23 protein-coding genes are annotated in these 18239 nt (G+C 65.8%); 22 read left to right on the top strand and 1 reads right to left on the bottom strand.

Annotated features, from left to right (window positions below):
• The first annotated feature begins 66 nt into the window (after positions 1-66).
• The 19 genes from ABIC51_RS27020 to tatC all read left to right on the top strand — a co-directional run bounded on the left by ABIC51_RS27020 (position 67) and on the right by tatC (position 13826).
• A complete protein-coding gene (locus tag ABIC51_RS27020) occupies positions 67-993 on the top strand; it encodes an ABC transporter ATP-binding protein (protein ID WP_027788543.1) in 927 nt (308 codons plus the stop codon).
• On the top strand, positions 990-1817 hold the full coding sequence (locus tag ABIC51_RS27015; protein WP_226127385.1) for an ABC transporter permease: 828 nt from the start codon (positions 990-992) through the stop codon (positions 1815-1817). Before ABIC51_RS27020 ends, ABIC51_RS27015 begins: the two co-directional genes overlap by 4 nt.
• Before the next feature lie 56 nt (positions 1818-1873).
• The gene (locus ABIC51_RS27010) at positions 1874-2113 is read left to right on the top strand and encodes a BolA family protein (protein ID WP_006477131.1); all 240 of its coding nucleotides are present in this window, start codon (positions 1874-1876) and stop codon (positions 2111-2113) included.
• Positions 2114-2214: 101 nt separating this feature from the next.
• Positions 2215-3477, top strand: coding sequence for a UDP-N-acetylglucosamine 1-carboxyvinyltransferase (gene murA, locus ABIC51_RS27005; protein WP_205713752.1), 1263 nt, complete (start codon positions 2215-2217; stop codon positions 3475-3477).
• Between the two features lie 8 nt (positions 3478-3485).
• Positions 3486-4139 carry an ATP phosphoribosyltransferase gene (gene hisG, locus ABIC51_RS27000; RefSeq protein WP_027788540.1) on the top strand — a complete coding sequence of 218 codons (654 nt, stop codon included), beginning with the start codon at positions 3486-3488 and terminating at the stop codon, positions 4137-4139.
• Between the two features lie 24 nt (positions 4140-4163).
• Complete coding sequence (gene hisD / locus ABIC51_RS26995; protein WP_027788539.1) at positions 4164-5480, top strand: histidinol dehydrogenase; 1317 nt, start codon at positions 4164-4166, stop codon at positions 5478-5480.
• Between the two features lie 145 nt (positions 5481-5625).
• Positions 5626-6699 (top strand): histidinol-phosphate transaminase, encoded by a 1074-nt coding sequence (gene hisC / locus ABIC51_RS26990; protein WP_175901200.1) that lies wholly within the window; start codon positions 5626-5628, stop codon positions 6697-6699.
• A gap of 65 nt (positions 6700-6764) precedes the next feature.
• Positions 6765-7352 (top strand): imidazoleglycerol-phosphate dehydratase HisB, encoded by a 588-nt coding sequence (gene hisB, locus ABIC51_RS26985; RefSeq protein ID WP_011350728.1) that lies wholly within the window; start codon positions 6765-6767, stop codon positions 7350-7352.
• Positions 7353-7418: 66 nt separating this feature from the next.
• Positions 7419-8039: a MarC family protein gene (locus tag ABIC51_RS26980; protein WP_027788538.1), complete on the top strand. Its 621-nt coding sequence runs from the start codon at positions 7419-7421 to the stop codon at positions 8037-8039.
• The gene (gene hisH / locus ABIC51_RS26975) at positions 8036-8677 is read left to right on the top strand and encodes an imidazole glycerol phosphate synthase subunit HisH (protein WP_354006704.1); all 642 of its coding nucleotides are present in this window, start codon (positions 8036-8038) and stop codon (positions 8675-8677) included. Before ABIC51_RS26980 ends, hisH begins: the two co-directional genes overlap by 4 nt.
• Before the next feature lie 163 nt (positions 8678-8840).
• Positions 8841-9596 (top strand): 1-(5-phosphoribosyl)-5-[(5-phosphoribosylamino)methylideneamino]imidazole-4-carboxamide isomerase, encoded by a 756-nt coding sequence (gene hisA, locus ABIC51_RS26970; protein ID WP_021161854.1) that lies wholly within the window; start codon positions 8841-8843, stop codon positions 9594-9596.
• Between the two features lie 108 nt (positions 9597-9704).
• On the top strand, positions 9705-10478 hold the full coding sequence (gene hisF, locus ABIC51_RS26965; RefSeq protein WP_011350732.1) for an imidazole glycerol phosphate synthase subunit HisF: 774 nt from the start codon (positions 9705-9707) through the stop codon (positions 10476-10478).
• Entirely contained in the window at positions 10478-10894 is a 417-nt protein-coding gene (hisI, locus tag ABIC51_RS26960) for a phosphoribosyl-AMP cyclohydrolase (protein ID WP_039366640.1), read from the top strand. Before hisF ends, hisI begins: the two co-directional genes overlap by 1 nt.
• Positions 10891-11256: a phosphoribosyl-ATP diphosphatase gene (locus ABIC51_RS26955; protein ID WP_006485344.1), complete on the top strand. Its 366-nt coding sequence runs from the start codon at positions 10891-10893 to the stop codon at positions 11254-11256. Before hisI ends, ABIC51_RS26955 begins: the two co-directional genes overlap by 4 nt.
• Positions 11257-11325: 69 nt before the next feature.
• Positions 11326-11718, top strand: coding sequence for a DUF4870 family protein (locus ABIC51_RS26950; RefSeq protein WP_011350734.1), 393 nt, complete (start codon positions 11326-11328; stop codon positions 11716-11718).
• Between the two features lie 31 nt (positions 11719-11749).
• Positions 11750-12115 (top strand): histidine triad nucleotide-binding protein, encoded by a 366-nt coding sequence (locus ABIC51_RS26945; protein WP_021161851.1) that lies wholly within the window; start codon positions 11750-11752, stop codon positions 12113-12115.
• A gap of 93 nt (positions 12116-12208) precedes the next feature.
• Positions 12209-12439: a Sec-independent protein translocase subunit TatA gene (gene tatA, locus ABIC51_RS26940; RefSeq protein WP_021161850.1), complete on the top strand. Its 231-nt coding sequence runs from the start codon at positions 12209-12211 to the stop codon at positions 12437-12439.
• A gap of 26 nt (positions 12440-12465) precedes the next feature.
• Positions 12466-12996 (top strand): Sec-independent protein translocase protein TatB, encoded by a 531-nt coding sequence (gene tatB / locus ABIC51_RS26935; protein WP_060319287.1) that lies wholly within the window; start codon positions 12466-12468, stop codon positions 12994-12996.
• 41 nt (positions 12997-13037) lie between these two features.
• Entirely contained in the window at positions 13038-13826 is a 789-nt protein-coding gene (gene tatC / locus ABIC51_RS26930) for a twin-arginine translocase subunit TatC (protein WP_021161848.1), read from the top strand.
• 204 nt (positions 13827-14030) lie between these two features.
• Here tatC and ABIC51_RS26925 read toward each other — a convergent pair whose 3' ends face one another.
• Positions 14031-15236 carry a Do family serine endopeptidase gene (locus tag ABIC51_RS26925; protein WP_175901197.1) on the bottom strand — a complete coding sequence of 402 codons (1206 nt, stop codon included), beginning with the start codon at positions 15234-15236 and terminating at the stop codon, positions 14031-14033.
• A 21-nt stretch (positions 15237-15257) separates the two neighbouring features.
• Between ABIC51_RS26925 and ABIC51_RS26920 the strand changes: the two genes are divergently transcribed.
• The 3 genes from ABIC51_RS26920 (at position 15258) to ABIC51_RS26910 (ending at position 18222) form a co-directional block, all read left to right on the top strand.
• Positions 15258-16004, top strand: coding sequence for a Nif3-like dinuclear metal center hexameric protein (locus tag ABIC51_RS26920; protein WP_175901194.1), 747 nt, complete (start codon positions 15258-15260; stop codon positions 16002-16004).
• 218 nt (positions 16005-16222) lie between these two features.
• Entirely contained in the window at positions 16223-16843 is a 621-nt protein-coding gene (gene petA, locus ABIC51_RS26915) for a ubiquinol-cytochrome c reductase iron-sulfur subunit (protein WP_011350741.1), read from the top strand.
• Positions 16840-18222: a cytochrome b gene (locus tag ABIC51_RS26910; RefSeq protein ID WP_091924937.1), complete on the top strand. Its 1383-nt coding sequence runs from the start codon at positions 16840-16842 to the stop codon at positions 18220-18222. The genes petA and ABIC51_RS26910 overlap by 4 nt, the downstream gene beginning before the upstream one ends.
• Positions 18223-18239 lie beyond the last annotated feature (17 nt).

The following is an 18239-nucleotide window of genomic DNA, read 5'->3' as shown; positions in this document are numbered from 1 at the left end:
CCGGCCCCCATTTTCATTCGCAGCAAGCACAGAATAGGCGTCGCGGCCCTTGCGCCGCGCACAGTCATGTCAGCCATAGAAATCCGTCACGTCAAGAAGCGCTACAAATCGCTTCAGGCGCTCAAGGGCGTCAGCCTGTCGGTCGAGGAAGGCGAGTTTTTCGGTCTGCTCGGCCCCAACGGCGCAGGCAAGACCACGCTCATCAGTATCCTCGCCGGGCTCGCCCGGGCCGACGAAGGCAGTATCTCGGTGCGCGGTCACGACGTCGTCAAGGACTTCCGTGGCGCGCGCCGCGCGCTCGGTGTCGTGCCGCAGGAGCTCGTGTTCGACCCGTTCTTCACCGTCCGCGAGACGCTGCGGATCCAGTCCGGCTATTTCGGGCTGCGCCGCAACGACGACTGGATCGACGAAGTGATGGCCAATCTCGACCTCACCGAGAAAGCCGACGCGAACATGCGCGCGCTGTCCGGCGGGATGAAGCGCCGCGTGCTGGTCGCGCAGGCGCTCGTGCACCGGCCGCCCGTGATCGTGCTCGACGAGCCGACCGCCGGCGTCGACGTCGAATTGCGCCAGACGCTGTGGAAATTCATCTCGCGCCTGAACCGCGAAGGTCACACGATCGTGCTGACCACCCACTACCTCGAGGAAGCCGAGTCGCTGTGCGACCGCATCGCGATGCTGCGCCGTGGCGAAGTCGTCGCGCTCGACCGCACCGACGCGCTGCTGCGCCGCTTCGCGGGGCTGCAGCTGTACCTGCGGCTGGCAACGGGCGCGCTGCCCGCCGAGCTGCGCGGGCTGGAGACCGATCCGGCCGCGCGCGCGCCGGGCGAACACCTGCTGCGCCTGTCGAGCTACGACGATGTCGAGCGGATCCTTGCGCAATGCCGCGCGGCGGGCTGCACATTCGACGAGATCGAGGTCCGCAAGGCCGACCTCGAGGACGTGTTCGTCCAGGTGATGAACGGGGCCGAGGTGATCGAGGGACTGGCATGAATCAACAACCCCCACGCGAACTGCGTTCCCTCCAAACTCCTGAGCCGGGCGCTATCGGGCGAGTGTCGGGTAGCGGGTTTCAAACGCTGTTCTACAAGGAGCTGCTGCGTTTCTGGAAGGTGTCGTTCCAGACGGTGCTCGCGCCGATCGTGACGGCGCTGCTGTACCTGACGATCTTCGGCCACGCGCTGTCGGGCCGCGTCGAGGTCTATCCGGGCGTCGAGTACGTGAGTTTTCTCGTACCGGGCCTCGTGATGATGAGCGTGTTGCAGAACGCGTTCGCGAACAGCTCGTCGTCGCTGATCCAGTCGAAGATCACCGGCAATCTCGTGTTCGTGCTGCTGCCGCCGCTGTCGTACCGCGACATCTTCGGCGCGTACGTGCTCGCGTCCGTGGTGCGCGGCCTCGCGGTCGGCACGGGCGTGTTCGTCGTGACGATCTGGTTTATCCCGATGCATTTCGCGGCGCCGCTGTTCATCATTGCGTTCGCGCTGCTCGGCTCGGCGATCCTCGGCACGCTCGGCCTGATCGCCGGGATCTGGGCCGAGAAGTTCGACCAGCTCGCCGCGTTCCAGAACTTCCTGATCATGCCGCTGACGTTCCTGTCCGGCGTGTTCTATTCGACGCACTCGCTGCCGCCCGTGTGGCGCGAGATCTCGCGTCTCAATCCGTTTTTCTACATGATCGACGGCTTCCGTTTCGGGTTCTTCGGCGCGTCCGACATCAACCCGTTCGCGAGCCTCGCGATCGTCACCGGTTTCTTCGTGCTGCTCGCGCTGATCGCGATGCGGCTGCTCGCGACCGGCTACAAACTGCGTCATTGATATCGACAGGCAGCGGCCGCCATGCAGGCGGCGCGCGCCGACAGGAGCCTTACACCATGTTGCCGACTCCCGAACAGGTCAAGCAATACATCGCCGGCGGTCTCGCCTGCACGCATCTGGAAGTCGAAGGCGACGGCCAGCATTTCTTCGCGACGATCGTGTCGGCGGCCTTCGAAGGCAAGCGGCCGATCCAGCGGCACCAGCTCGTCTATGCGGCGCTCGGCGATCGCATGAAGCAGGAAATTCACGCGCTCAGCATGAAGACGCTGACGCCCGCCGAATGGCAGAACGCATAACCGGAACTCACTGAGTGCAAGTCACCGTCAACGAGCGCGACGCCGTCCAGAGCGTCGCCACGGCACACCCGGCCGCCAACGGGGAATCGCATGGCCATGGGATGGACAAGCTCGTGATCGAAGGCGGCCACCGCCTGTCGGGCGAGATCGTCGTGTCGGGTGCGAAGAATGCCGCGCTGCCGATCCTGTGCGCGGGGCTGCTCACCGCCGATCCGGTCGATCTCGACAACGTGCCGAACCTGAAAGACGTGCGCACCACGCTGAAGGTGCTGAACCAGATGGGCGTGAAGAGCGAGACCGACGGCTGCCGCGTGCAGCTCGACGCGTCGCGTGTCGACAACCTCGTGGCGCCGTACGAGCTCGTCAAGACGATGCGCGCGTCGATCCTCGTGCTCGGGCCGCTGCTCGCGCGTTTCGGCGAGGCGAAGGTGTCGCTGCCGGGCGGCTGCGCGATCGGCGCGCGTCCGGTCGACCAGCACATCAAGGGCCTGCAGGCGATGGGCGCCGAGATCAGCATCGAGCACGGTTTCATCGAAGCCCGCGCGAAGCGCCTGAAGGGCGCGCGCATCGTGACCGACATGATCACGGTGACGGGCACCGAGAACCTGCTGATGGCCGCGACGCTGGCAGACGGCGAGACGGTGATCGAAAACGCGGCGCGCGAGCCGGAAGTGAGCGATCTCGCACACTTGCTGGTCGCGATGGGCGCGAAAATCGACGGCATCGGCACCGATCGCCTCGTGATCCAGGGCGTCGAGCGGCTGCACGGCGCGCGCCATTCGGTGATCCCCGATCGCATCGAGGCCGGCACGTTCCTGTGCGCGGTCGCGGCGGCGGGCGGCGACGTGATGCTGACGGGCGTGCGCCCGCACATCCTCGACGCGGTGATCGACAAGCTGCGCGAAGCCGGCGTGTCGATCGAGGAAGGCGACAGCTGGCTGCGCGTGAAGATGGACCGCCGGCCGTCGGCGGTCACGATCCGCACGTCGGAATACCCGGCGTTCCCGACCGACATGCAGGCGCAGTTCATGGCCCTCAATACGGTCGCGACGGGCACCGCGCAGGTCGTCGAAACCATTTTCGAGAACCGTTTCATGCACGTGCAGGAGCTGAACCGGCTCGGCGCGAACATCACGATCGACGGCAACACCGCGCTCGTGACGGGCGTCGAGAAGCTGTCGGGCGCGAACGTGATGGCGACCGACCTGCGTGCGTCGGCGAGCCTCGTGATCGCCGGGCTGCGTGCCGACGGCGAAACGCTCGTCGACCGCATCTATCACCTGGACCGCGGCTACGACCGCATGGAAGCCAAACTGACCGCCGTCGGCGCGAACGTGCGCCGCCTTTCCGGGAGCCAAGCATGACCGCGCCGCTGACCCCGCCGTTGACCCTTGCGTTGTCGAAGGGCCGGATTTTCGAGGAAACCCTGCCGTTGCTCGCTGCTGCCGGCGTGCAGGTGACGGAGGATCCGGAAACGTCGCGCAAGCTGATCCTGCCGACGACGAACCCGGACCTGCGCGTGATCATCGTGCGCGCGAGCGACGTGCCGACCTATGTCGAATACGGCGCGGCCGATTTCGGCGTGGCCGGCAAGGACGTGCTGGTCGAGCACGGCGGCTCGGGCCTGTACCAGCCGATCGACCTGAACATCGCGCGCTGCCGGATGTCGGTGGCCGTATCGGCCGGCTTCGATTACGCGAGCGCCGTGCGCCAGGGCGCGCGGCTGCGCGTCGCGACGAAGTACGTCGAAACGGCGCGCGAACACTTTGCCGCGAAGGGCGTGCACGTCGACCTGATCAAGCTGTACGGCTCGATGGAGCTCGCGCCGCTGGTGGGGCTGGCCGACGCGATCGTCGACCTCGTCAGCTCGGGCGGCACGCTGAAGGCGAACAATCTGGTCGAGGTCGAGGAGATCATGGCGATCTCGTCGCGCCTCGTCGTGAACCAGGCTGCGCTGAAGTTGAAGCGCACGGCACTCAAGCCGATCCTCGACGCGTTCGAACGCGCGTCGCAGAATGGCGGTTGAGCGCATCACCGTAACGGAACTCCCATGTCCATCACCATCCGCAAGCTCGATTCGACGAGCGAAGGCTTCGGCGCCGAGCTGCGCGCGCTGCTCGCATTCGAGGCAAGCGAAGACGCGGCGATCGAGCAATCGGTCGCGCAGATCCTCGCCGACGTGAAGTCGCGCGGCGACGCCGCGGTGCTCGAGTACACGAACCGCTTCGACCGGCTGAGCGCGAACAGCATCGCCGCGCTGGAGCTGCCGCAGGACGCGCTGCAGACGGCGCTCGACGGCCTAGCGCCGAAGGCGCGCGCGGCGCTGGAAGCGGCGGCTGCGCGGGTGCGCGCGTACCACGAGAAGCAGAAGATCGAGTGCGGCACGCATAGCTGGCAGTACACGGAAAGCGACGGTACGGTGCTCGGCCAGAAGGTCACGCCGCTCGACCGCGTCGGCCTGTACGTGCCGGGCGGCAAGGCCGCGTATCCGTCGTCGGTGCTGATGAACGCGATTCCCGCGCGCGTCGCGGGCGTCGGCGAGATCGTGATGGTCGTGCCGACGCCGGACGGCGTGAAGAACGACCTCGTGCTCGCCGCGGCGCTGCTCGGCGGCGTCGATCGCGTGTTCACGATCGGCGGCGCGCAGGCGGTCGGCGCGCTCGCGTACGGCACGGCGACGGTGCCGGCCGTCGACAAGATCTGCGGCCCCGGCAATGCGTACGTCGCGTCGGCGAAGCGCCGCGTGTTCGGCACGGTCGGCATCGACATGATCGCCGGGCCGTCGGAAATCCTCGTGCTGTGCGACGGCACGACCGACCCGAACTGGGTCGCGATGGATCTCTTCTCACAGGCCGAACACGACGAGCTCGCGCAGTCGATCCTGCTGTGTCCGGACGGTGCGTTCCTCGAGCGCGTCGAGAAGGCGATCAACGAGCTGCTGCCGTCGATGCCGCGCCAGGACGTGATCCGCGCGTCGCTCGAAGGCCGCGGCGCGCTGATCAAGGTGCGCGACATGGCCGAAGCCTGCCGGATCGCGAACGACATCGCGCCCGAGCACCTGGAAATTTCCGCGCTGGAGCCGCAGCAATGGGGCCAGCAGATCCGCCATGCGGGCGCGATCTTCCTCGGCCGCTACACGAGCGAGAGCCTCGGCGACTACTGCGCGGGCCCGAACCACGTGCTGCCGACGTCGCGCACCGCGCGTTTCTCGTCGCCGCTCGGCGTGTACGACTTCATCAAGCGCTCGAGCCTGATCGAGGTCAGCGCCGAAGGCGCGCAGACGCTCGGCGAGATCGCGTCCGAACTCGCGTACGGCGAGGGGCTGCAGGCGCATGCGAAGAGCGCCGAATTCCGGATGAAGAACTGAGCGCACGCAGCGCGGGGCCGGGGCAGGCGCGGATGTGCCGCCCGGCCCGCACCCCGAAGGCCGGGGCTGGAGACACCTGTGCAGGGCGGCGGCCGCCGCCCTGCCGATCATTTGACGCCGGCGCGACGCACGCCGGCTTGAGATCATGACGACGCCACAAGACATCATTCGCCGCGACGTGCTCGCGATGACGAGCTATCCGGTGCCGGACGCGAGCGGATTCGTGAAGCTCGACGCGATGGAGAACCCGTACCCGCTGCCCGAACCGCTCGCCGCGGCGCTCGGCGAGCGTCTCGCGCAGGTCGCGCTGAACCGCTACCCGGCGCCGCGCCCGGCCGCGCTGATCGACAAGCTGCGCCACGCGATGGGCGTGCCGGCTGCCTGCGACGTGCTGCTCGGCAACGGCTCGGACGAAATCATCAGCATGATGTCGGTGGCCTGCGCGAAGCCGGGCGCGAAGGTGCTCGCGCCGGTGCCGGGCTTCGTGATGTACGAACTGTCCGCCAAGCTCGCGCAGCTCGAATTCGTCGGCGTGCCGCTGAAGGCCGACCTGACGCTCGACGTCGACGCGATGCTCGCGGCGATCGCCGAGCATCGTCCGGCGCTCGTCTATCTCGCCTATCCGAACAACCCGACCGGCACGCTGTACGACGATGCCGACATCGAACGGATCGTCGCCGCCGCGCGGCACAGCCTGATCGTGATCGACGAGGCATACCAGCCGTTCGCCGGGCGCTCGTGGCTGCCGCGCGCCGCCGAATTCGACAACGTCGTCGTGATGCGCACGGTGTCGAAGCTCGGCCTCGCGGGCATCCGCCTCGGTTATCTGGTCGGTTCGCCCGTATGGCTGACCGAATTCGACAAGGTGCGCCCGCCGTACAACATCAACGTGCTGACCCAGGCGACCGCCGATTTCCTGCTCGACCACCTCGGCGTGCTCGACGCGCAGGCGGCCGATCTGCGGGCGGAACGCGCACGTCTCGCGCAGGCCGTGGCCGCGCTGCCGGGCGCGACGGTGTTCCCGAGCGCCGGCAATTTCCTGCTGGTGCGGGTGCCGGACGCGGCCGCCGTGTTCGACGCGCTGCTCACCGAGCGGGTTTTGGTCAAAAACGTGAGTAAAATGCATCCGTTGCTGGCTGAATGCGTGCGGCTCACCGTCGGTTCTCCCGACGAAAACGCGCGCCTGCTGGCCGCTTTGAAACTCGCGCTGCACGGTTGAGCCTGCGGGCGCCGCGGCGCGAAACGATCAATCCCCATTTACATCGACTCAGTCAAGGAATTGCCATGCGTGTGGCGGAAGTCGTTCGCAATACCAGCGAAACGCAGATCCGTGTGAAGCTCAATCTCGACGGCACGGGCCAGCAGAAGCTGGCTACCGGCGTGCCGTTCCTCGACCATATGCTCGACCAGATCGCTCGACACGGTCTGGTCGATCTCGAGGTTGAAGCGCATGGCGATACGCATATCGACGACCACCACACGGTCGAGGATGTCGGCATCACGCTCGGGCAAGCCGTCGCGAAGGCGATCGGCGACCGCAAGGGCATCCGTCGCTACGGCCATTCGTACGTGCCGCTCGACGAGGCGCTGTCGCGCGTCGTGATCGACTTCTCCGGCCGGCCGGGCCTCGAATTCCACGTGCCGTTCACGCGTGCGCGGATCGGCACGTTCGACGTCGACCTGTCGATCGAGTTCTTCCGCGGTTTCGTGAACCACGCGGGCGTCACGCTGCACATCGACAACCTGCGCGGGATCAACGCGCACCATCAGCTCGAGACCGTGTTCAAGGCCTTCGGCCGTGCGCTGCGCGCGGCGGTGGAGCTGGACGAGCGTGCGGCGGGGCAGATCCCGTCGACGAAGGGCAGCCTCTGAACCTGAACTGACCGGACGGAGCGTCAAGGACAACCTCACGGCTTCGGCGCGCGGCGCCGGCTTGCGATGGATCTGCTCAAATCGTTCATTTCGCTGCTGGCGCTGATCAACCCGATCGGTGCGGTGCCGTTCTTCCTGAGCCTGACGGCGCAGCAGACGGACATCGAGCGGCGGCGTACGATCCGGATCGCGTCGGTGTCGGTGTTCTGCGTGATGACGGTGACGGCGCTGCTCGGGCAGCAGATCATCGACTTCTTCGGCATTTCGGTCGGGTCGCTCGAGGTGGGCGGCGGGATCATCATGCTGCTGATGGCGATCAACATGCTGAACGCGCAGATCGGCAACACGCGATCGACGCCGGAGGAGCGCCACGAGGCCGAGCTGAAGGACAACATCGCGGTCGTGCCGCTGGCGATTCCGCTGCTCACGGGCCCCGGCTCGATCAGCACGGTAATCATTTACGCGGCGAACTCGCGTCACTGGTATGAGCGGGCCGGGCTGGTCGCGATCGGCGCGGCCCTGGCTTTTCTGTGTTTCGTCGCGATGCGGCTCGCCGAGCCGATCGCGAACTGGATCGGCCGCACGGGCATCAACATCGCCACGCGGCTGATGGGTCTGATGCTGTCGGCGCTGGCGGTGGAATTCATCGTCAATGGACTGAGGGCGCTACTGCCTGCACTGAGATGAAAACTTCGATTGCGATTGTGGATTATGGGATGGGCAACCTGCGCTCGGTCGCGCAGGCGCTCAAGAAGGCCGAACCGGCCGCCGACGTGGCGATCGTCGACACGCCGGCCGCGATCCGCGCGGCCGACCGTGTCGTGCTGCCCGGCCAGGGCGCGATGCCCGACTGCATGCGCTGCCTCGGCGAGTCGGGCTTGCAGGAGGCCGTGATCGACGCCTCGCGCACGAAGCCGCTGCTCGGCGTGTGCGTCGGCGAGCAGATGCTGTTCGACTGGAGCGCGGAGGGCGACACGAAGGGCCTCGGCCTGTTGCCCGGCAAGGTCGTGCGCTTCGAACTCGACGGCCGCGTGCAGGACGACGGCTCGCGCTTCAAGGTGCCGCAGATGGGCTGGAACCGCGTGCACCAGTCGCAGCCGCATCCGCTATGGGACGGCGTGCCCGACGACGCGTATTTCTACTTCGTGCACAGCTACTACGTGACGCCGGACAACCCGGCGCATACGGTCGGCGAAACGGCCTACGGCGCGCCGTTTACGTCCGCGGTCGCGCGGGACAACCTCTTCGCGACCCAATTCCACCCCGAGAAAAGCGCGGAGGTCGGGTTGCGTCTGTATCGCAACTTCGTACACTGGAAACCGTGAACGTCGCGTGCGTGCCACAGTCGGCGGGCCGCAGAGGCCCGTCTTACGGGGCTCGCGCGCCTAAGCGCCGAAAGAGTTGTACTAAACTAGCGAGACGGCGCGGTACCGGATTGGCCGGTACGCGCCGGATTCTTTTCTTTTTCCACGACGACACCCGATTGCTATGTTGCTGATTCCGGCCATCGATCTCAAAGACGGTCAGTGTGTGCGCCTCAAACAGGGCGATATGGACCAGGCCACGATTTTCTCCGAGGACCCGGCGGCGATGGCCCGCAAGTGGGTCGATCTCGGCGCCCGGCGGCTCCATCTGGTCGACCTGAACGGCGCATTCGCCGGCAAGCCGAAGAATCTCGAGGCGATCGAAGCGATCCTCGACGAAGTCGGCGATGAAATCCCCGTACAGCTCGGCGGCGGCATCCGCAGCCTCGAGACGATCGAGAAGTATCTCGACGCGGGCCTGTCCTACGTGATCATCGGCACCGCGGCCGTGAAGGATCCGGGCTTCCTGCAGGACGCGTGCACCGCGTTCGCGGGCAACATCATCGTCGGGCTGGACGCGAAGGACGGCAAGGTCGCGACCGACGGCTGGAGCAAGCTCACGGGCCACGAGGTGGTCGATCTCGCGAAGAAGTTCGAGGACTACGGCGTCGAATCGATCGTCTACACGGACATCGGCCGCGACGGGATGCTGCAGGGCATCAACATCGAGGCGACCGTGAAGCTCGCGCAGGCGGTCGGCATCCCGGTGATTGCCAGCGGCGGCCTGTCGAACCTCACGGACATCGAGAACCTGTGCGAAGTGGAAGAGCACGGCGTCGAAGGCGTGATCTGCGGCCGTGCGATCTACTCCGGCGATCTCGATTTCGCGGCCGCGCAAAAGCGCGCGGACGAACTGAACGGCGAACTCGACAACGCATAAGCGCGCGGTTGTCCCGCTCGCCGGGGCTGCCAGCAGGCGGCCCCAACGGAAGCCTCGCGCGAGGCTTTCCGCAACCGGCCGTCCCATCGCGGCATTTGGCGCAACATCATGGCTCTAGCTAAACGCATCATCCCCTGCCTGGACGTGACTGCCGGGCGTGTCGTCAAGGGCGTCAACTTCGTCGAACTGCGCGATGCCGGCGACCCCGTCGAGATCGCCCGCCGGTACGACGACCAGGGCGCCGACGAACTGACGTTCCTCGACATCACCGCGACGTCCGACCAGCGCGACCTGATCCTGCCGATCATCGAAGCCGTCGCGTCGCAGGTCTTCATTCCGCTGACCGTCGGCGGCGGCGTGCGCGCCGTCGAGGACGTGCGGCGCCTGCTGAACGCGGGCGCGGACAAGGTCAGCATGAATTCGTCGGCGGTCGCGAACCCGCAGCTCGTGCGCGACGCGGCCGACAAGTACGGCTCGCAGTGCATCGTCGTCGCGATCGACGCGAAGCGCGTGTCGGCCGACGGCGAGACGCCGCGCTGGGAAGTCTTCACGCACGGCGGCCGCAAGAACACGGGCCTCGACGCGATCGAATGGGCGCGCAAGATGGCCGAGCTCGGCGCGGGCGAGATCCTGCTCACGAGCATGGATCGCGACGGCACCAAGTCGGGCTTCGACCTCGCGCTCACGCGCGGCGTGTCGGACGCGGTGCCGGTGCCGGTGATCGCGTCGGGCGGTGTCGGCTCGCTGCAGCACCTGGCCGACGGCATCAAGGACGGCCGCGCCGATGCGGTGCTGGCCGCGAGCATCTTCCACTACGGCGAGCACACGGTCGGCGAGGCGAAGCGCTTCATGGCCGACCAGGGCATCCCGGTGAGGCTGTGATGAATACGGAAACGAACGCATTGCCCGCGTGGCTCGACAAGGTCCGCTGGGACGACAACGGCCTCGTGCCGGTGATCGCGCAGGAGGCGTCGACGAACGACGTGCTGATGTTCGCGTGGATGAACCGCGAGGCGCTGGCGAAGACGATCGAGACGCAGCGCGCGGTCTATTATTCGCGTTCGCGCAAGCGCCTGTGGTTCAAGGGCGAGGAGTCGGGCCACGTGCAGCACGTGCACGAAGTGCGGCTCGACTGCGACGAGGACGTCGTGCTGCTGAAGGTCGAGCAGGTGTCGGGCATCGCGTGCCACACCGGCCGGCATTCGTGCTTCTTCCAGAAATTCGAAGGCACCGTCGACAGCGGCGACTGGGTCGCGGTCGAACCGGTGCTGAAAGATCCCGAACACATCTACAAATGACGCAATCGACCGAAGACACGCTGCTGCGCCTCGCGGCCGTGATCGATAGCCGCAAGGGCGGCGACCCCGATCAATCGTACGTATCGCGCCTGTTCCACAAGGGCGACGACGCGGTGCTGAAGAAGATCGGCGAAGAGGCGACGGAAGTCGTGCTGGCCGCGAAGGACGTGCGCCAGGGCGGCGCGCCGACCGCGCTGGTCGGCGAGGTGGCCGACCTGTGGTTCCACTGCCTCGTGATGCTGTCGCATTTCGACCTGAGCCCGGCCGACGTGATCGCCGAGCTCGAGCGCCGCGAAGGGCTGTCGGGGATCGAGGAGAAGGCCCTGCGCAAGCGTCGCGAGCGTGAGGAAAACGGCGGGTGACAGACCCTTGTCGCGGGATGGCCACAGTGCGGTAAGCTGTAAGAATTGTCATCTAACGGGGGTAGCATCATGACCGATACGCCAAGTCAGTTTCCGCCGCCGTCGGTGCCGGGGGCCGCGGACGCCGAACGCCTGAACGGGCTGCGCACGTTGACTCACGTGCTCTACGGCCTCTATGCGTTTCATTGGCTCACGGGCGGCGTCACGGGCATCATCGCGATCATCATCAACTACGTGAAGCGCGACGATGTGGCCGGTACGCCGTATGCCGCCCACTTCGAGTGGCAGATCCGCACGTTCTGGCGCGCGTTGATCGCGTACGTGATCGGGTTCGCGCTGATGTTCGTGGTGATCGGATTCGCAGTGATGTTTGTCACATGGATCTGGACGCTGTACCGTATCATCAAGGGTTGGCTGTACCTGAACGACAACAAGCCGCTCGATCCGCAGGCCTGGTTCTGACCGGCCGCGTTCGGGCGTCTGCAGGAGCAACATGAGTCACGATCCGAATTGCCTGTTCTGCAAGATCGCGGCAGGCGAGATCCCGAGCACGAAGGTGCACGAGGATGACGAATTCGTCGCGTTCCGCGACATCCGCCCGGCGGCCGAAACGCACGTGCTCGTGATTCCGCGCCAGCACCTGCCGACGCTGTCGGCGGCGAGCGAGGCCGATGCGCCGATGCTCGGCCGGCTGATGCTGCTCGTCTCGCGTCTCGCCGGCCAGCTCGGCGTCGCCTATACGGGCGGCGAAACGGGTTTCCGTACGGTGATCAATACAGGCCCGGGCGGCGGGCAGGAGGTCTACCACCTGCACGCGCATATCCTGGCCGGCCCGCGCCCCTGGCAGCGGATGGGTTGACGGCGCGGGGCGTTTCCCCGCATCGATGGTCGAAGCCGGCACGTTGCCGGCGATTTGCGCCGCGTAGCGGCGTGGTTGAGGAGAGGTTTCATCATGGGTGGATTGAGCATTTGGCACTGGCTGATCGTGCTGCTGATCGTCGCGCTGGTTTTCGGTACGAAGAAGCTGCGCAATATCGGCAACGATCTCGGCAGCGCCGTGAAGGGTTTCAAGGACGGCATGAAGGACGGTGAAGCACCGGCTGACGCGCAGCAACTGCCGCGCTCGGGCTCGGTCGACGTCAACGCGAAGGAAACGACGCGTTCCGATTCGAACAAGGCGTAACGCCGGCACGCTGACAGGCATTCGCGATGCTGGATCTCGGTCTTTCGAAGATGGCGCTGATCGGCGTCGTCGCGCTCGTGGTGCTCGGCCCCGAGCGCCTGCCGCGCGTCGCGCGTACGGCAGGCGCATTGTTCGGCCGCGCGCAGCGGTACATCAACGACGTGAAGGCCGAGGTCTCGCGCGAAATCGAACTCGACGCGCTGCGGACGATGAAGACCGATTTCGAATCGGCTGCGCGCAATGTCGAGACGACGATTCACGACAACCTGCGCGAGCACGAAAAGGAATTGAACGACACGTGGCATTCCGCGGTTGGCGGCCTTGACGAAGCGTCGGGCAGCACCGGGTCCCATGAGTCCGACACGCCCACGGCGCCGTCGTGGCGCGGCAGTACGGCCGCGCTCGCGCCCAAGCGCCGCAACTGGCGCGTCAAGCAGGCGGCTGCGCCTGTCTGGTACAAGCGCGCGACCACCCGCCGCACGCACGTGCAGTCGGGCGCCGCGCGCGTTGCGCGCCACCAGCCGGCCAGCCTGCGCCGGCCGACGCGCTTCTTCTGAGCCGAGCGCATGCTCGCTCGTCAATCCTACCGAGGGCCGGTGTGAGCGACCCCCAGCAGAACCCGGGCGACGCCCCGGAAGAAACTTTCATTTCCCATCTCGTCGAGCTTCGCGATCGCATCATTCGCGCGGGGGCGGCCGTGATCGTCGTGTTCCTCGGGCTCGTCTACTGGGCGCCCGACATCTTCCGGCTGCTTGCGCGGCCGTTGATGGAGAACCTGCCGAAGGACGGCAAGATGATCGTCACCGACGTCACCGGCTCGTTCTTCGTGCCGATGAAGGTCACGATGCTCGTCGCACTGGTGATCGCGCTGCCGATCGTGCTGTACCAGATCTGGGCGTTCGTCGCGCCGGGGTTGTACCAGCACGAGAAAAAGCTCGTCGCGCCGCTCGTCGGCAGCAGCTACTTCCTGTTCCTGTGCGGGATGGCATTCGCGTACTTCCTCGTGTTCCCGACGATCTTCCGTGTGATGGCGCACTACAACGCGCCGCTCGGGGCGGAAATGACCACCGACATCGACAACTACCTGAGCTTCGTGCTCGGGATGTTCATCGCGTTCGGGGTCACGTTCGAGGTGCCGATCGTCGTCGTGCTGCTCGTCCGGATGGGCGTGCTGTCGCTGAAGAAGCTCAAGGAGATGCGGCCGTACGTGATCGTCGGCGCGTTCATCGTCGCGGCGGTCGTCACGCCGCCGGACGTATTCTCGCAACTGATGCTCGCGTTGCCGCTCATCGTGCTGTTCGAGATCGGGCTGCTGGCCGCGCGGTTCTTCGTGCCGAAGAAGCCGGCCGAGGAAGGCGAGGCGGGGAACGGCGAAGCCGCCAGCTGATGGCGGCGCGCCGGGCGATGCACGGCAGGCGGGTTTCCGGCCAGGCCTGAGCGGCCGGGTGGCGTGGCCGGCCGGAACGCGTGCGGCGAGGCCAGCGTCCCGGCAAAGAAGGTCTTTCGATGCAAAGCAAAAGGGCAGCCATGCGGCTGCCCTTTTTCGTTTCCGGTGGAGTTCGGCACGCGGCTGCGCGCCGCCCGCCTGACGTCATTCGGTATCGCTGTCCTGCTCGTCGAGCGTCTGCTTCGGCGGCGGCGGGCGCTTGCCGATCACGACGTTCATGTCGAACTCCTTGCCCTTGCGTACGACGTGCACCTTGGTCGGCGTGCCCGGCTTGATCTGCGCGACCGTGTTCAACAGCTTCGTCGTGTCGGTGATGTCCTCGCCGTTGACCGAGACCAGGATATCGCCCGGCTTGATGCCGGCCTTGTCGGCCGGGCCGCCCTGCAGCACGCCGGCGACGATCGCGCCCGATTTCTGCTGAAGCCCGAACGATTCGGCGATCTCCGGCGTGACGTCCTGCGGCTCGACGCCGATCCAGCCGCGCGTGACCGAGCCCGTCGTGATGATGCTTTCGAGCACCGTGCGCGCGGTCGACACGGGAATCGCGAAACCGATGCCGAGCGAGCCGCCCGAGCGCGAGTAGATCGCGGTGTTGATGCCGAGCAGGTTGCCGTTCACGTCGACCAGTGCGCCGCCCGAGTTGCCGGGGTTGATCGGCGCGTCGGTCTGGATGAAGTTCTCGAACGTGTTGATGCCGAGGTGGTTGCGGCCCAGTGCGCTGATGATCCCCATCGTGACCGTCTGGCCGACGCCGAACGGGTTGCCGATCGCGAGCACGACGTCGCCGACCCGCGACTGGTCGGAGCGGCCGAGCGTGATCGTCGGCAGGTTCGTCATGTTGATCTTCAGCACGGCGAGGTCCGTTTCGGGATCGCTGCCGATCACCTTCGCGGTGGCCGTGCGCCCGTCGGCGAGCGCGACCTCGATCTGGTCGGCGCCGTCCACGACGTGCTGGTTCGTTAGAATGTAACCTTCCGGGCTCACGATAACGCCCGAGCCGAGGTTGGCGGCCGGTTCGTCCTGCTGCTTGCGGGCGTTGCGGTCGCCGAAGAAGTAGCGGAACAGCGGATCTTTCGCGCGCGGATCGGGCGGTAGCGAGCCGTCCTTGCTGGAGAAGACGTTGACGACGGCCGGCATCGCCTTCTGCGCGGCTTCCGCGTACGACGTGGTCGCCGGCGCGCCGCTGATGCCCGGCGCGACTTCCCGCAGCGCAACGATCGGCGTGGCGAGCTGCTTGCCGAGCTGTCCTTGCCGTTGCAGCCATTGCGGCTTGAGCGTCACGACGATGAACATCAGCGCGAGCAGCACGGTAACCGCCTGCGCGAAGAACAGCCAGAAGCGTCTAAGCATCTGAATGGATTAGAGGTTTATATGGATCGGATCGAACTTGAATTGTACTTGAACAATACCCTTGAAACCGCGCGCTTCAAGGACTATTGCCCGAACGGCCTGCAGGTCGAGGGGCGTCGCAAGATCGAGAAGATCGCCACCGGCGTGACGGCGTCGGTCGCGTTTCTTGAAGCCGCGCTCGAATGGGGTGCGGATGCCGTGCTCGTCCATCACGGCTATTTCTGGCGCAACGAGCCGCCGCAGATCACGGGCCGCAAGTATCAGCGCCTGAAGCTGCTGCTCGCGAACGACCTGAACCTGTTCGCGTTCCACCTGCCGCTCGACGCGCATCCCGAATTCGGCAACAACGTGCAGCTCGGCGAGCGGCTCGGGCTGATCGGCGAGCAGCGTTTCGGCGAAGGCGACCTCGGCTGGATGGCCACGCTGCCGATGCCCGTTTCGCTCGAGCACTTCGTCGCGAAGGTCGAGCGTACGCTCGGCCGCACGCCGCTCGTGCTCGGCGATCCGGACATGCAGCTGCGGCGCATCGCGTGGTGCACGGGCGCCGCGCAGAGCTATTTCGACGCGGCGATCGATGCCGGCGCGGACGTGTTCCTGACCGGCGAGGTGTCCGAATACGTGACGCACACGGCCGCGGAGAGCGGCGTCGCGTTCGTTGCGGCAGGGCACCATGCGACCGAACGCTATGGAATTCAGGCACTCGGCGCTCACTTGTCCGAAGAATTCGGTATCGAACACCTTTTTATCGATATCCATAACCCGGTCTGAGTGCCGGAATTGCGGCAGCGCATCGAAATTTCTCAATGTAGCGGATGCTTAATAGCGAAATGATTTAATCGCTCCGATAGTGGGGGGAAACCCTTAACTATCAATCACTTCGAAGGGATTTTCATCTCCGGGCCTTGTAAATGGCGACTCCATTCGAGCAAACTAGCGGCGGAATGGAAAGTCGTGACGGAAAATCCAACTCAGAAGTGGGGCGTGTGATGCGAGACAAGGAAGAGAAACGCGTCGACAGCGGCCGCCGTACCTGGCTGATTGCGACATCCGTAGCAGGTGGCGTAGGAGGCGTCGCCACCGTCATACCTTTCGCGGCGTCGCTTGCGCCGTCCGCGAAAGCGAAAGCGGCCGGAGCACCGGTCGAGGTCGACATCAGCGGGCTGAAGCCCGGTGAAATGGTGACCGTGCCGTGGCGCGGCAAGCCGGTGTGGATCCTGAACCGCACCGACGCGATGCTTGCCGACGTGGTCAAGGCCGACAAGGAAGTGGCCGATCCGACCACCGAAAAGCCCTATACGATGCCGTTGCCCGCGTATTGCGCGAACGAATATCGCTCGCGGGCCGATCGCAAGAACATTCTCGTCGTGATGGCCGTGTGTACGCACCTCGGCTGCACGCCAAGCCAGCGCTTCACGCCGGGTCCGCAGCCGAACCTGCCGGACGACTGGCCGGGCGGTTTCCTCTGCCCGTGCCACGGTTCGACCTACGACCTCGCCGGCCGTGTGTTCAAGAACAAGCCGGCGCCTCAGAATCTCGACATCCCGCCCTACATGTTCACGTCGGCGACGACCCTCGTGATCGGCAAGGACGAGAAAGGAGAAGCGTGATGGCCGACAACAAGGAAGTCTCCACGACAGGTCTCACCGGCTGGATCGATCAGCGCTTCCCGCTCACGTCCACCTGGAAAAAGCACGTTTCCGAGTACTACGCGCCGAAGAACTTCAACTTCTGGTACTTCTTCGGCTCCCTCGCGCTGCTGGTGCTCGTCAACCAGATCGTCACCGGCATCTTCCTGACGATGAACTACAAGCCCGACTCGACGCTCGCGTTTGCGTCGGTCGAGTACATCATGCGCGAGGTGCCGTGGGGCTGGCTGATCCGCTACATGCACTCCACGGGCGCGTCGATGTTCTTCGTGGTCGTCTACCTGCACATGTTTCGCGGGCTGCTTTACGGGTCGTACCGCAAGCCGCGCGAGCTCGTGTGGATCTTCGGCTGCGCGATCTTCCTGTGCCTGATGGCCGAGGCGTTCTTCGGTTACCTGCTGCCGTGGGGCCAGATGTCGTTCTGGGGCGCGCAGGTGATCGTGAACCTGTTCTCGGCGATCCCGTTCGTCGGCCCCGACCTGTCGCTGTGGATTCGCGGCGACTACGTCGTGTCGGACGTCACGCTGAACCGCTTCTTCGCGTTCCACGTGATCGCGATTCCGCTCGTGCTGGTTGGCCTCGTGATCGCGCACCTCGTGGCGCTGCACGAAGTGGGGTCGAACAACCCGGACGGCATCGAGATCAAGGCGAAGAAGGACGAGAACGGCGTTCCGCTCGACGGCATCCCGTTCCACCCGTACTACTCGGTGCATGATTTCCTCGGCGTGTGCGTGTTCCTGATGGTCTTCGCACTGATCGTGTTTTTCTCGCCGGAGATGGGCGGCTACTTCCTCGAGGCGAACAACTTCGTCCCGGCGAACCCGTTGCAGACGCCGCCCGAGATCGCGCCGGTCTGGTACTTCACCGCGTTCTACGCGATGCTGCGCGCGACCACCGACCCGTTCAAGATCGTCCTGATGATCGTCATCGCGCTGCTCGGCGTGCTCGCGCTGATCCGCGCGCGCGGCAAGTGGAAGGCCGGGTTGCCGGTGCTGGCCGCGGCGATCGTCGTCTTCATGTACCTGACGGAGTCGAAGTTCTGGGGCGTCGTCGTGATGGGTTCGGCGGTGATCACGCTGTTCTTCCTGCCGTGGCTCGACCGCAGCCCGGTGAAGTCGATCCGCTACCGGCCGCTGTTCCACAAGGTGTTCCTCGGGATCTTCGTCGCGGCGTTCCTGACCCTCGCGTTCCTCGGCACGCGGCCACCGTCGCCGGCGGCCACGCTGATCGCGCAGTGTTGCGCGCTGATCTACTTCGCGTTCTTCCTCGGCATGCCCGTCTGGACGCCGCTTGGCACGTTCAAGCAGCCGCCGGAGCGGGTGCGCTTCAAGCCCCATTAACGTGAGCGAGGAGAGAA

Source organism: Burkholderia sp. 572, from assembly GCF_040545135.1.
Taxonomy (GTDB): Bacteria; Pseudomonadota; Gammaproteobacteria; order Burkholderiales; family Burkholderiaceae; genus Burkholderia; species Burkholderia cepacia.
This window is presented reverse-complemented; position numbering and strand designations above follow the sequence as displayed.